At 50.3% G+C, this 13,931-nt stretch carries 14 protein-coding genes; 8 read left to right on the forward strand and 6 right to left on the reverse strand.

The features are described 5' to 3' along the window. Positions 1 to 83: 83 nt before the first annotated feature. The 3 genes from JL719_RS16450 to JL719_RS16460 all read right to left on the reverse strand — a co-directional run bounded on the left by JL719_RS16450 (position 84) and on the right by JL719_RS16460 (position 2,368). Entirely contained in the window at positions 84 to 422 is a 339-nt protein-coding gene (locus tag JL719_RS16450) for a P-II family nitrogen regulator (protein ID WP_020485493.1), read from the reverse strand. Between the two features lie 181 nt (positions 423 to 603). Further along, a complete protein-coding gene (locus JL719_RS16455) occupies positions 604 to 2,007 on the reverse strand; it encodes an ammonium transporter (RefSeq protein WP_020485492.1) in 1,404 nt (467 codons plus the stop codon). 22 nt (positions 2,008 to 2,029) lie between these two features. Continuing rightward, positions 2,030 to 2,368: a P-II family nitrogen regulator gene (locus JL719_RS16460; protein ID WP_020485491.1), complete on the reverse strand. Its 339-nt coding sequence runs from the start codon at positions 2,366 to 2,368 to the stop codon at positions 2,030 to 2,032. Between the two features lie 561 nt (positions 2,369 to 2,929). On the opposite strand from JL719_RS16460, the gene JL719_RS16465 reads away from it, so the two are divergent. Both JL719_RS16465 and glnA read left to right on the forward strand, forming a co-directional pair. Continuing rightward, a complete protein-coding gene (locus JL719_RS16465; RefSeq protein WP_225892875.1) occupies positions 2,930 to 4,153 on the forward strand; it encodes a porin in 1,224 nt (407 codons plus the stop codon). Between the two features lie 164 nt (positions 4,154 to 4,317). Next, positions 4,318 to 5,727, forward strand: coding sequence for a glutamate--ammonia ligase (glnA, locus tag JL719_RS16470; RefSeq protein ID WP_020485489.1), 1,410 nt, complete (start codon positions 4,318 to 4,320; stop codon positions 5,725 to 5,727). 131 nt (positions 5,728 to 5,858) lie between these two features. On the opposite strand, the gene JL719_RS16475 is transcribed toward glnA, so the two are convergent. Next, entirely contained in the window at positions 5,859 to 6,221 is a 363-nt protein-coding gene (locus JL719_RS16475; protein WP_129871426.1) for a hypothetical protein, read from the reverse strand. A gap of 250 nt (positions 6,222 to 6,471) precedes the next feature. Between JL719_RS16475 and JL719_RS16480 the strand changes: the two genes are divergently transcribed. Further along, complete coding sequence (locus tag JL719_RS16480) at positions 6,472 to 7,851, forward strand: L-serine ammonia-lyase (protein WP_033155376.1); 1,380 nt, start codon at positions 6,472 to 6,474, stop codon at positions 7,849 to 7,851. A gap of 329 nt (positions 7,852 to 8,180) precedes the next feature. Here JL719_RS16480 and JL719_RS16485 read toward each other — a convergent pair whose 3' ends face one another. Continuing rightward, positions 8,181 to 8,747, reverse strand: coding sequence for a globin family protein (locus JL719_RS16485; RefSeq protein WP_033155377.1), 567 nt, complete (start codon positions 8,745 to 8,747; stop codon positions 8,181 to 8,183). A gap of 364 nt (positions 8,748 to 9,111) precedes the next feature. On the opposite strand from JL719_RS16485, the gene JL719_RS16490 reads away from it, so the two are divergent. Beyond that, on the forward strand, positions 9,112 to 9,252 hold the full coding sequence (locus JL719_RS16490; RefSeq protein WP_155931185.1) for a hypothetical protein: 141 nt from the start codon (positions 9,112 to 9,114) through the stop codon (positions 9,250 to 9,252). A 192-nt stretch (positions 9,253 to 9,444) separates the two neighbouring features. On the opposite strand, the gene JL719_RS16495 is transcribed toward JL719_RS16490, so the two are convergent. Next, complete coding sequence (locus tag JL719_RS16495) at positions 9,445 to 10,113, reverse strand: Bax inhibitor-1/YccA family protein (RefSeq protein WP_171695947.1); 669 nt, start codon at positions 10,111 to 10,113, stop codon at positions 9,445 to 9,447. Between the two features lie 126 nt (positions 10,114 to 10,239). Between JL719_RS16495 and JL719_RS16500 the strand changes: the two genes are divergently transcribed. From JL719_RS16500 to JL719_RS16515, 4 genes are read left to right on the forward strand one after another with little or no spacing between them, the layout of a single operon-like run. Continuing rightward, the gene (locus JL719_RS16500; RefSeq protein ID WP_033155379.1) at positions 10,240 to 10,632 is read left to right on the forward strand and encodes a group II truncated hemoglobin; all 393 of its coding nucleotides are present in this window, start codon (positions 10,240 to 10,242) and stop codon (positions 10,630 to 10,632) included. Between the two features lie 5 nt (positions 10,633 to 10,637). Further along, positions 10,638 to 12,542 carry a bifunctional diguanylate cyclase/phosphodiesterase gene (locus JL719_RS16505; protein WP_033155380.1) on the forward strand — a complete coding sequence of 635 codons (1,905 nt, stop codon included), beginning with the start codon at positions 10,638 to 10,640 and terminating at the stop codon, positions 12,540 to 12,542. Further along, positions 12,529 to 13,200 (forward strand): transglutaminase-like cysteine peptidase, encoded by a 672-nt coding sequence (locus JL719_RS16510; protein WP_033155381.1) that lies wholly within the window; start codon positions 12,529 to 12,531, stop codon positions 13,198 to 13,200. Before JL719_RS16505 ends, JL719_RS16510 begins: the two co-directional genes overlap by 14 nt. Continuing rightward, positions 13,197 to 13,931 carry a M48 family metallopeptidase gene (locus JL719_RS16515; RefSeq protein WP_033155382.1) on the forward strand — a complete coding sequence of 245 codons (735 nt, stop codon included), beginning with the start codon at positions 13,197 to 13,199 and terminating at the stop codon, positions 13,929 to 13,931. Before JL719_RS16510 ends, JL719_RS16515 begins: the two co-directional genes overlap by 4 nt.

A 13,931-nucleotide genomic window follows, 5' to 3' on the forward strand; every position in this document is an offset into this window, starting at 1 on the left:
ACAAAATCGCCCTGGTCTGCGGATAACGCGCAGACCAGGGCGATTTTTGATGTTTCGCTGTTTTTTATATTTGTCTTGAAGACTTAAATAGCATCTTCTCCGGTCTCGCCGGTTCTAATACGAATGATCTGTTCCAAGTTGGTCACAAAAATTTTACCGTCGCCAATCTTGCCGGTGTTTGCGGCCTTGACGATGGTTTCCACGGCTTGGTCGACAACGTGTTCGGCCACTGCGATTTCCAGCTTGACCTTAGGCAGAAAATCCACCACGTACTCAGCGCCGCGATACAACTCGGTATGGCCCTTTTGCCTGCCAAAACCTTTAACTTCGGTTGCCGTCACACCGGCCACGCCGATCTCGGACAAGGCTTCCCTGACGTCGTCCAGCTTGAATGGTTTGATAATCGCTGTAATTAATTTCATGCTATCCCCAAATTCGAATGATTAAAAAGCTGTTTCGTCACTGTTGCCACCATAATAAATAATTCCGGTAGAACCTACAATTTACCCGAGCACAAGCACCAAAGTAGTGCCTCATGATAACAAAAACGGGCAGCCATCGCCGACCACCCGTTTCTTTTCGCGTTAACCGCAGCTTTCAACCCTAAACATGATAAGCGGTTTCGCCGTGTTCGGTGACATCCAGACCTTCACGCTCAGTCGCTTCGCTAACCCGCAGACCCAGAGCCACATCGGCAATTTTGAAGGCAATGAAGGACACCACTCCCGACCAAACGATGGCGATACCTACACCCCAAGCTTGGCTGGCAAGCTGGGTAAGCACGCTGTAGTCAGGCAAGGTCGCGTTGGTGACGTAATCCCATACTCCGGTACCGCCCAAGGCAGGGCTGGCAACCACAGCAGTACCCAAGGCGCCGATGATACCGCCTACCCCGTGCACACCAAACGCATCCAGCGAATCGTCATAGTTCATCGCGTGTTTCAAAAAGGTTACTGACCAGAAGCATACTGCGCCGACCACCAAGCCTAAACCGATAGCGCCCATCGGGCCTGACCAGCCGCAAGCAGGCGTAATCGCGACTAAACCGGCAACCGCGCCTGACGTGGCGCCCAACATGCTGGGTTTACCACGCACAGCCCATTCTGCGCCCATCCAGGCCAAGGTTGCCGCCGCTGCCGCCAACAATGTGTTGAGGAAAACCAATGCCGCCAGACCGTTGGCTTCCAGATTGGAGCCTGCATTAAAACCGAACCAACCTATCCACAACAAGGACGCGCCTATCATGTTCATCGTCACGCTGTGCGGCGCGATAAACTCTTTACCATAACCAATGCGCTTACCTATCATTAAGCAACCGACCAAACCAGCGATACCGGCATTGATATGTACCACGGTGCCGCCGGCAAAATCCAACGCGCCTTTTTGGAATAAAAAGCCCGCCGTCGCACCGGCTGTTTCCGCTGCGGCAGCATCGGTATACGCATCAGGGCCTGCCCAGTACCAAACCATATGCGCCATCGGTAAGTAGCAGAAGCTAAACCAGATCACGGTAAACAACAGCACCGCTGAAAATTTAACCCGCTCGGCAAATGCGCCGATAATCAAAGCCGGCGTGATAGCCGAGAATGTCAGCTGGAACGCTACATAAATAAATTCAGGTACATAAGCCCCTTTGCTGAAAGTGGCCGCCATCGAATCCGGGGTAATACCCTTCAAAAATGCCTTGCTGAAACCGCCGAAGAAAGCGTTACCCTCGGTAAACGCGACGCTGTAGCCGAACGTCGCCCACATAATCGCCGTCAACGAAAAGATCACAAAGACCTGCATCAAGATAGACAGCATGTTTTTAGCACGCACCATACCACCGTAGAACAAGGCCAAGCCAGGTATTACCATTAACGCAACCAGTACGGTTGCAACTATCATCCAGGCGGTATCGCCTTTGTTAACGGTGGCTTGCACGGCCGGTGCCGCCACTTCTTCCGCAAACGCCATGCCCGAGAGTCCAAACAGCGCAAACAGCGCCATGCCTGTTAAATATTTCATTGTTGGTTTCCCCATCTTCATATTAAAGAGCTTCTTCGCCGGATTCGCCGGTTCTGATCCGAACCACCTGCTCCAGATCGGTTACAAAAATTTTGCCATCGCCGATCTTCCCGGTATTGGCTACTTTCACAATCGCTTCGACGGCTTGCTCAAGCAAAGCATCCGCAACCGCTACCTCGATTTTTGCTTTGGGTAAAAAATCCACCACATATTCGGCACCACGATACAGTTCCGTATGGCCCTTTTGCCGACCAAAGCCTTTTACTTCAGTAACCGTCACGCCAGATACACCGATATCCGACAACGCCTCACGCACGTCGTCTAGCTTAAACGGCTTAACCACCGCTGTTATCAGTTTCATAGTTCAACACCTCTTTGCTTGAGTTAATAAATTCCCGAAACAAGCAAAGCATGATGCATGCCACTATTTATTCCCATGATTTTTAAAGCTTTATTAAACACATCCATTAAAAGCACAACAGAATCGCACCAAAGCAGTGCAACGCTTTTTGGATTGCACCATTGCAACTCAATACCACCCTACAGGCCTTGATCTGCCAGTTTCAGTGGTTTGCTTTAAGAATAAATAGGGCTTTGTCGCAACATAGCAACACTGCATTACTTTGGTGCAACAAAAAGAATTTGCACCATTGCGAATCATGAACTAGTCTACATATACCACCTATCTTATTGATTTTTAATAAACCGAATATGGCCTAAAAACTGCTATACAATCTTCAGTAGTCACTGAACCAAGGGGATAACCACCATGAGAAACAACACAACGTTAACAAAATCACACAGCCGCGCTTGCTTAGCCGGGTTAATGGTGATTTGCAGTGCCTCCGCTAGCGCGGACAGCTGGACAGAAGCATCCGGACTACTGGGTGCAGCGGGGATTGACCCAAACGCATCGAAATTCATGACCGATCATAATCTGAAGGTTGGCGGCTGGCTGAACAGTAGCGTCGGCGCCAACATGAATAGCAACGGTGACGGTTTTAACGGCCCAGTGACATTCAACGACCGTAGCGGTGAATTGCAACTCAACCAGTTGTATCTGTATTTGCAAAAAGCCATCAATGTGAACGGCGACTCTTTCGACATCGGCGGTCGCGTCGATGTGATGTACGGTACCGATGCCGCGTTTACACAAGCTTACGGTTCATTCGGATTCGACCCCGGCACCCTAGCGGACAGTGACCGTGGCAACTGGGATCTGAATTTGAGCGGACACGGGGAGCGCTTCTACGGCTTGGCATTACCACAAGCATACGCCGAGTTTAACCTCCCATTCGGTAATGGTATCGCAGTCAAAGCCGGACACTTTTATACTCCAATCGGTTACGAAGTAGTTACCGCTCCCGATAACTTCTTCATCACCAAACCCTACACTATGCAATATGGCGAACCATTTACCCATACTGGCATACTCGCAACCTACGCATTCAATCCGAATTGGACAGTAATGGGCGGTGCAGTTACCGGAAGCAACTCGGGCGGCTGGGACGGCAACTGGGACAGAGACCTGGGCAACTGGGCTTGGTTGGGCGGGGTAACCTGGACAAGCGACGACGCCGGCACATCTCTGGCTATTACATCAACGGCTGGCGAACGCTCCGAAAACAGCAAAGACACATGGGCCATGTACAGCATCGTCGGCAAGCACAATTTCACCGACAAGTTGCATTACATCATTCAACACGATCACGGTTTTGCCAATAATATCTGGACCGGGAACGCAAGCCTTGCAGGGCTTCCAGACGGCAGGGAAGACGCCGAATGGTATGGCGTCAACCAATATTTGATTTATGACGTCAACGACAAAGTCTCAGCCGGTCTGCGCGCAGAATGGTTCCGTGATCATAACGGCATCCGTGTACTCGGCCCTGGCCGTTGCTATGCTGCGGCAGGCACAGTCGGCGACAACTTCGCTTGTGGCAGCAACTACGGCGCTAACTATGTCCCGTTTCAAGAAGCCAGCGGATATTACGCCGTTACAGCCGGCTTGAGCTACAAACCGGCAAAATGGTTGAACTTGCGTCCAAACTTGCGTTACGACTTTACCGATAATGCTAAAGCGTTCGACAACGGTACACGCCACAACCAATTCTTGGTTACTGCGGACGTAGTCATCACTTTCTAAGTTGGTAGCCTAAGTAAATCATCGTTATAAAGCTGTACGCCTCCATTGCGTTGAAAGCCCTTTGGAGGCTCTGTTTGTTATAGCTCTTTACTACGTTTGATGATATTGTTAAATCGTTTAAGCTTCTCAACCAAAACAACTACAACCTACGGAGACCCTCACTAATGTCTGTTGATCACGTTCTGAAATTAATTCAAGAAAACGACGTTAAATTTGTCGACTTCCGCTTCTGCGACACTCGCGGTAAAGAACAACACGTTACTTTCCCAGCGCACACCATCGACGAAGACACCTTTGAAGAAGGTAACATGTTTGACGGTTCGTCCATCGCCGGCTGGAAACACATCAACGAATCGGACATGATTCTGATGCCGGACCCCAGCACCGCGGTTATCGATCCTTTCTTCGACGACAAAACCCTGATCTTGCGTTGCGATATTATCGAACCGAAAGACATGCAAGGTTACGCTCGTGACCCACGCTCTATCGCCAAACGCGCTGAAGCCTATTTGCAATCTACCGGTATCGCCGACACCGCGTTCTTCGGTCCTGAAAACGAATTCTTCATTTTTGACGACGTCCGCTGGAACACCAGCATGGGTGGCTGCTCCTACCAAATCGACTCAGAAGAAGCCGGCTGGAACTCAGAAAAAGTTTACGAAAACGGCAACATCGGTCACCGTCCAGGCGTTAAAGGTGGTTACTTCCCCGTACCGCCAGTCGATTCATTCCAAGACATGCGCTCTGCAATGTGCCTGGTTCTGGAAGAAATCGGCCAAACCGTTGAAGTACACCACCACGAAGTGGCAACTGCCGGTCAGTGCGAAATCGGTGTTAAATTCAATACTTTGGTTAAAAAAGCCGACGAAGTACTGGGCTTGAAATACGTGATTGCCAACATCGCGCACGCTTACGGCAAAACCGCAACCTTCATGCCTAAACCACTGGTTGGCGACAACGGCAGCGGCATGCACGTTCACCAATCTTTGGCTAAAGGCGGCGTCAACCTGTTCACCGGCAACCTGTATGGCGGTTTGTCAGAAACCGCGCTGTACTACATTGGCGGCATCATCAAACACGCCAAGGCATTGAACGCAATTACCAACCCTTCAACCAACAGCTACAAACGCCTGGTTCCTGGTTTTGAAGCGCCTGTGATGCTGGCTTACTCAGCACGTAACCGCTCTGCGTCTATCCGTATTCCTTACGTCACTAACCCTAAAGGCCGCCGTATCGAAGTACGTTTCCCAGACTCCACTGCTAACCCATACTTGGCGTTTTCTGCCATGTTGATGGCCGGTCTTGACGGTATCCAAAACAAAATTCACCCAGGTGAAGCGATGGATAAAGACTTGTACGACTTGCCGCCAGAAGAAGAAAAAGCGATTCCACAAGTGGCGTTCTCTTTGGACGAAGCCTTGGCAGCTCTGGATGCGGACCGCGAATTCTTGACTCGTGGCGGCGTATTCACCGACGACGTAATCGATGGCTACATCGCATTGAAACAAGAAGATGTGACTCGTCTGCGTATGAGCACTCACCCTGTTGAGCTGGATATGTACTACAGCCTATAAATAGTTAAGCCCGTTCTTAACGGGCCCGCACTATCCCAAAGCCCCGCAAGTCATCGGCTTCGCGGGGTTTTTTATGCCCTGGCGCGTACCTCACACACCTGCGCCGCTTTTTAGCTGCGTCGAAGAACAAGCTATTTGTCATCCTCCGGCAATTCAGGCGCCTTCCATGATCCGCGCTTATGGGCTTCCATCACGGTTTGCCACCCATTCTCCAGCTCCTTTTCCGTGATACCAAATTGCTGAAGAATGCCATTAAGGCCGGACGGCACGTCAAACGCTGGCTTGGCAATATTATTGGCACGCGGCACGCTCGTTGGAGAAGATGAAATTATTACGCTGCCATTAATAGGTTTGATGTCTCCTTTAGCACACCGCGCCTGATCGTCGGTATACAAGGTTTTTCCATCGACCACACATTTCATGGGTTCGGCCAACGCCTGACAAACCGGTAAAAATGCGAATATGCTAAAGCCCATTAAAAATAGTATTTTCACGGCCTAATTCCATTGGTTTAAAAGAAAGACATTCGCAGCTCGAACGCAAAGTGCGCCGGAAAAACCGACAGCCAATTTGTTTTCGCTCACAACCTTTACCGATAAGTCTAGCTTGGAATGCCCCTGCCCATTCGATTCGAGATGCTGTTTATAATCTCACAGCGGAGGCACATTAATTGCTTTTCAACTGAAGGGGGCATAGCTCCTTTATTCCCGACACCCTTACCTCAGCACTATTTAGGCGACAATTATGGCTATCAGCGTCTTCGATATTTTTAAAATCGGCATCGGACCTTCCAGTTCTCATACTGTGGGGCCGATGCGGGCAGCAATGACGTTTGTCAATAATCTGGAACAGCGAGGTTTTATTGATGAGGTACAACGCCTGCGCATCGAATTATTCGGTTCGCTTGGTGCGACAGGTAAAGGCCATGGCACCGACAAAGCGGTATTACTTGGCCTGGAAGGCGAAGCACCCGATTTGATTGACCCCGCCATCATTACACAACGGCTATCCGCAATCCGCGAATCCGGAGCAGTTAGGCTATTGCAGCGTTACCCGGTAGCGTTCAACGAGAAAGCCGATTTACTGTTTCAACGTAAAGTACTTCCTTATCACTCCAACGGCATGCGCTTTAGTGTATTCGGCGCAAACGGCTCCGAACTGCTGCAAAGCGATTACTATTCGGTAGGCGGCGGATTTGTCGTGACCGACGCTGCGGCTGCTGCGGACAGGCTGAGCAATGACGACACCTGCCTACCCTATCCTTTCAAAACTGGTGCAGCGATACTAAAACTGTGCGCGACACATAACAAATCAATCAGCGATTTGATGCTGAGCAATGAAAAAGCCTGGCTGGGTGAAGAGGAAATCCGCCAGAAATTATTGAACATTTGGCAGGTAATGCAAGCTTGCGTCGAACGCGGCTTGCACGAAGAAGGGGTTATGCCGGGCGGCATGAAAGTCAGGCGCAGAGCGGCCAATCTCTACCGGCAGTTGAGCGGCGAAATTCCTCGGCAAACTCCCAGCATGCCGGTGGGAACCATGGAATGGGTAAACTTATTTGCACTTGCCGTCAGCGAGGAAAATGCTTCCGGCGGACGGGTCGTAACTGCACCCACCAACGGCGCTGCCGGCATCATCCCGGCGGTATTACATTATTACTGGCGCTTTTGCGATGGTGCGAATGAAGAAGGGGTGATTCGCTTCTTGTTGACAGCCGCCGCAATAGCGATTCTGTATAAAGAAAACGCCTCGCTATCCGGCGCCGAAGTCGGCTGTCAGGGCGAAGTCGGGGTCGCTTGCTCTATGGCTGCCGGCGCACTGGCCGAAGTATTGGGCGGCACGCCCGAGCAGGTGGAAAATGCCGCCGAAATTGGCATGGAGCATAACTTGGGCTTGACCTGCGACCCTGTTGGCGGTTTGGTGCAGGTGCCCTGCATCGAGCGTAACGCGATGGGGTCGGTAAAAGCTATCAACGCGGCGCGCATTGCCCTGCGCGGCGACGGCAAACATTTTGTATCGCTGGACAAGGTAATCAAAACCATGCGCGAAACCGGCGCCGACATGAAAACCAAATACAAGGAAACCTCACGCGGCGGTTTGGCGGTGAATCTGATTGAATGCTGACAACGGCTTAAACGCAATCTCAAGCTGTTTTATATGACCTCTTTCGCAAGAATCTCCAGCGGAGCGTCGCCCCTGCATGGTAAGGGGTAGCCAATCACATAAATGGTACGCTGCGAATAAAATTTTCTGCACGGATCGGCTTTGAGAACCTCCTGCATGAGGGAATCACGAGCTTTTAGGCGCCCGTTTTAAACGCTATTCACGCTATCCTTACAAATTACAGTTCGCCTTAATGCCTTTAGTCTATTGAAGGCCACACAAGCCCCGGCGTCGACGAGCACAGCCTGAACGGCATAAGCGTAATAAACAAGACCGGGTAAACAATAAAACTAGCCATGCGTCCGGAAGTCGGTCGTTTTTTCACCATCATCATAAATAGCTTGGCCCCTGCCCAGAATACCGTCCCGGCCGGAAGCCGCGAATGCCATGATCTGCTCAGCCGTTTCCTGCGGAACTTGCAATTGATTGAGGCTGTTTTGCAACAGTTCCAACACCACATCGTAGTTATCGTCAATGGGCTGTAATCTTAAAAAATGGGAATGTCCGGGGCAGAGCAGGGTCAGATGGGGTTTCTCGTCGCTACCGACTAGATCGCCCGTAACGAACATCTCCAAAAACGCAAAGTCTCGATTATTGACCAAACTGGGCTTGGCGTTCCCTCTGGCAAAAGCCGCCGCAAAATAATCATCAGCCAACTCGGCAAGTTTTTTAGGCTTGACCGGCTCTGCGCTGAGCAAAGCATTAACAAGTTGCTTCAGCGGTTTGGTTTGTTCTTCTATGGGCCTGGAGTAAAAATACCGGTTGATACGATAGTCATCGAGCATGTCGGCATAAAAAATGTCCACGATTTTGGACACCAGGTTCTCGTCAATTTTTGGCAATAGTTTATCTTTCATCGTTTTATCCCCCGTTTTTGTAGTTAACCAGCTTATTTGCTTAAGTCAAATACCGCATGAGTAGGTCCCTTTTGCGTCTATTAACCGCAGCACCAGAGTATAAGTCCGATCCGATAATATCCGCTTAAACGTTTTTCAAAAATCAGCGTCCGCCAGCTAGAGTCATAGCCTCTGAAAAAAAATTTTTAGCAAACAACATTAAGGTCCAATGTTAAGTCTCTGAAGATACGTAACATTGAAAAATCGCGCGACAGATGTCGTTTAAAAACCACTTGAAATCCTTGTTTAACATAGGAAAATCGCGCCCGAAGCGGGATTTTTTTAGACGCTGTTCACACTTTATTCGATCAAATGAGGAGGCATTATGAAAATTGCACTTGTCGCTATGGCCGGAGTCACTATCGGGGCGCTGATAGCTATTTCAGCTTTTCAATTATTGAAAGTCATTTTTCAAGAAATGTACAAAATGGCAGCTGAAGCTTGGTATAGCCCCGAACAACATTAAAGCGGCCCGTATACATCCTTGCGGACGGGTTAAGTAACAGGCGGAAACCAGCCCTTCGCTCGCCCCCCAGCTTTAGCCCATACTCAAAAAAAATGCCCCGCCGGTTTCCCGACGGGGCATTTTCTTTATCAACGTTGCTCTAACAGCCCGCTTTGTCTAGCACGCAAAGTGATAAGGTATTTGACCGAATTATCAGTCGTTACCACCAAATACGCCCAACAGTTGCAGTAAGCTGGTGAACAGGTTGTAGATGGACACGTACAATGACACGGTAGCTAAAATGTAGTTGGTTTCGCCGCCGTGGATGATTTCACTGGTTTGATACAAAATCATACCGGACATCAACAATACGAACATCGCGGAAACCGCCAACGACAGCGCGGGTACCGAGAACAGTAACGCAGCCAAACCCGCGAAGAACGCTACCAGAACGCCCACCATCAGGAAGCCGGCCATAAAACTAAAATCCTTGCGGGTGGTCAAGGCATAGCCTGACAAGCCAAGGAAAATCACGCCGGTACCGCCCAGTGCGGTTAAAATCAGTTCATGGCCGTTGCTGAACGCATGTATATACATGTTTAAAATCGGCCCCAAGGTCATCCCCATGAAACCGGTCAATGCAAACACAAACACCAAGCCCAAAGCACTGTTACTGAAACGGGTGGTTAAAAACAGCAGGCCGAAATAGCCTACCATGGTGATAATCAAGCCCGGATGCGGCAAATCCAGCGTCATGGCTACCGCAGCCATAGCGGCGCTGAACAGCAAAGTCATCGATAGCAATAAATAAGTATTCTTTAAAACCTTATTGGTCGCCAGTATGCCGGCTTCCGAACGAGCAGTTGCAGTATTTAAACGCATGATCAGTTATCCTCTCAAAGTTACAAGTAATGCTATGACCGCGCAACGGCCCTGGAGTTTCAAGGCATTGTCGGTACCGTCTGCTAGTATACCTAAAGAAATTGCACATACGAGGTTAAATAGGACATGAGCCCCACCCCCTACGAGTTAATCGGCGGCGAGAATGCGTTGCGCAGCCTGGTCGACAGATTCTACTTTTACATGGATATTCTGCCGGAAGCCCAGGGCATCCGGGCCATGCATGCCCCCAGCTTGGCAAGCGCCAAAGACAAATTATTTAAGTTCTTCTCCGGCTGGCTGGGCGGCCCCAATTTGTTTATCGAAGAATTCGGCCATCCCATGCTGCGCGCCAGACACTTTCCGTTTCAAATTGGCGAATCGGAGCGCGATCAATGGATGCTATGCATGAACAAAGCCTTGGATGAAATTGAGACAGACCCACGCCTGCGCGAAAACATCCGTACCGCCTTACAACAACTCGCGACGCATATGATCAATCAAGAAGCCACGGGAAGCTGAAGCTCATGTCATTATCCAAACAATTGTTAATCCTGATATCCGCGCTGTTTTTGATGATTTTCAGCGTCAATTTCGCATTGAGCGTCAACAACATCAAGGACTATCTGGAAGGCGAATCAAAAAACCACGCCCAAGATACGGCCACCTCGCTGGGTCTATCGCTTAGCCCTTACATGGTTGATAACCGCGACCCGGTGATTAAAACCATGATGAGCGCCATTTTTGATATGGGTTATTACAAGGAGATCAGACTGGTCGACGCCGACAACAAAGAACTGGTAGCCCTCAGCAGCGACAAACGCATAGAAGGCGTGCCGGACTGGTTTACCGAACTGCTGCCCATGACATCGGCCACCGCCGAAAGCGAAATCAGCTCGGGCTGGAACATGAGCGGCGTGATCTACGTGACCGTCAACTCCGGCTATGCCTATTTAAAACTGTATGAACAAGCCAAATCCGGGTTTTATTATTCGCTGGCGGCATTTTTACTATCCATTGCCTTGTTAGCCTTGTTATTGCGCGTCACGCTGGCATCGCTAAGTAGAATCGATTTACTGGCTCAGCAGATCAGCGACGGCCATTTCGAAAGCATCGAAGCCTTGCCCTGGACCCGCGAAGTGCGCAACGTGGCGGCATCAATGAACACCATGTCGCATAAGATCAAAACTACGATAGCAGCGTTGCATGGCAAGCTGGATCAAATGGGCGCCAGCCTGTTACGCGATGACTTGACCGGGCTGTATAAAAAGTCCGTGTTCGAAACCGACATGAAGAATTTGGCATTGGAAGACGCCGATGCTTTTGTAGTTTTGATTAAAATCGATAGATTGGTCGATCTGGTCAAAGAGCGCGACAGCGACGTGATCGATCAATTCTTACAAGCGTTTGCCGCCATCCTGGGAAAAATCGCCGATCTGGCTGGAGCACAAGCCGGCAAAGCTTATCGATTCTACGGCGCCGAATTTGCACTCGTGCTGAAGCTTGGGAATTCGGAACAATTGGAAGGGTTGATGAAAACCTTGAGCAACGAAGTAAGCGAATTAGGCGAACGTTACCAAAAAACCGATTTGGCCCACATTGGCGTGGTTGCTTTCAATCCGCTGCTGACCACCGAAATTTTATTGGAAGCCGCCCACGAAGCTTATGAACAAGCGCATCTGATCGGCACTAACAGTTATTTCATCCGCACCGGCGATAATTTTGCGCGTGATATTGCCACCTGGAAGGACTTGGTCTTCGATTGCGTCGATAACGACGGTTACTCGGTTTGGTATATTGGCCAGATCGCCGCATTCAGTAGCGGCGAACTGTTGATGGAAGAGGCTTTCATTCAGGTACACGATAAACAAGGCGGCCTGGTGGCCATCGGTCCATTCATCTCGATTGCCGAAAAATTCGCCAAAATCGTCGACCTGGATAAAGGTGTGATACGCATCGCGCTAGATCATATTCAACACAATCACATCGAGCACGCCATCGCCGTCAACGTATCGACCCGTACCATCAAAAACAGCGATTTCCGGCTCTGGTTGGAAAAACTGATCAAACAAAATCCGGCGGAAGCCAAAAAACTGGTGTTCAGTTTGTCGGCTTATGCCGTCGTCAAGGATATAGACGCCTATCAGGCCTTCATCGAAACCGTGCATGCTTGGGGCGCCCGGGTGATGATAAAGCGCTTCGAAACCCAATCCATGTCGGCGGAATTGGTCAAACGCCTGAAACCGGACTTTATCCGCCTGGCCCGCGACATCGGCAACGGCATCGACAGTTCCTCGCAAAAACACGCTTTTGTGCAAACCATGCAAGAAATTTCCACATTGCTGGATATTTCCATCTTGGCGGAAAACGTGCAATCGGATCAGGATTATCGCCGCTTAAAGGCGATAGGAATCGTCGGTGCCAGCCGTTAACAAGGGCGCACTCAACGCTGCCAAAATCGCTATTATCGCCTTCAGCCTGTGTTTCGGCATTGCGCTGGCAGCCGGCCTGTTAATCGATCAGAGTCTGCTGGATAGAGTCGAAAAAAAATACGGTGCGGCCGCCAAGCAACGTTTTGTGGACTGGCAAAGTTTGATCGAGAACGGCAAGAGCTGGCCTGAAGCAGAGAAATTGGAGCGGGTGAATAATTTTTTCAACGGTAACGTCGAGTTTGTTGACGATATTATCCTGTGGCAAAAAACCGATTACTGGGCGGCACCTACCGAGTTTCTGGCTAAAGGCGCCGGCGATTGCGAAGATTACTCCATCGCCAAATATTTTACTTTGGTAGAAATGGGCGTCGATGAAAGTAAACTGCGGATTACCTACGTCAAGGCTTTGGCACTGAATCAGGCGCACATGGTATTAACCTATTTCGACTCGCCGCGCGCGGTACCCTTGGTGCTGGATAATCTGAAGCCGAGCATAGTCCCGGCTACGCAGCGCAGCGACTTGCAGCCCGTGTACAGCTTCAACGGTACCGGCTTATGGCTTGCCAAAAGCAAAGGCTCCGGGCAACATGTCGGCGGATCGGACCGCTTAAGCATGTGGACCGAGCTTAAATTAAGAATGTTGGAATCACCTTTTTGAACAAGCAAACCGCCCCCTTATCTTACAAACTGCGCCGCAGCAGCCGGGCTAAAAACACCCGCATCGTGGTCACCGCCGACAAAATAGAAGTGGTAGCCCCGCTCAAAGTGTCCGAACGGCGCATTCAGGATTTTGTACAAGCCCAAAAAGACTGGATAGAAGCCGCACTAAAGCGCGTCGCCGGCAGAGTGCAAACCGCCTCCCCCAAGCTAGCACCAAGCGAGTATCGGGATGGCGCGCATATACCCTACCAAGGCCGCCGCTTACCGCTAAAAATCACCACCGGCAAAGCCAAAACGGTCCGCATCGAGTTGCTGAACGACGAGATGTTTTGGGTGAAATTACCGGTTGGGATTGCCGATGAACAATACTCCGCACTGATCCAGCAAGCGTTGATCCGCTGGATGAAAAACCAGGCTAAGCAGCATGTCCAGCAATGGGTCGATCTGCACGCGCCGCGCTTTGCCCTGTTTCCGCGCAACATCCGCATCAAAACCCAAAAAAGCCGCTGGGGCAGCTGCGGTCCGCAAAACGACATCAATATGAATTGGCTACTGCTGCTGGCTCCGGCCGCCGTTTTGGAATACGTGGTAGTCCACGAACTTTGCCACATCAAACACAAAAATCACTCTCCGGCTTTTTGGCAATTGGTTGGCAAACACCTACCCGACTTTAAACAACGCCGGCTCTGGCTAAAACAGCACGGCGCCAGCGTGATGCAAGGTCTGTAA

Source organism: Methylomonas sp. LW13 (assembly GCF_016865255.1).
GTDB lineage: Bacteria > Pseudomonadota > Gammaproteobacteria > Methylococcales > Methylomonadaceae > Methylomonas.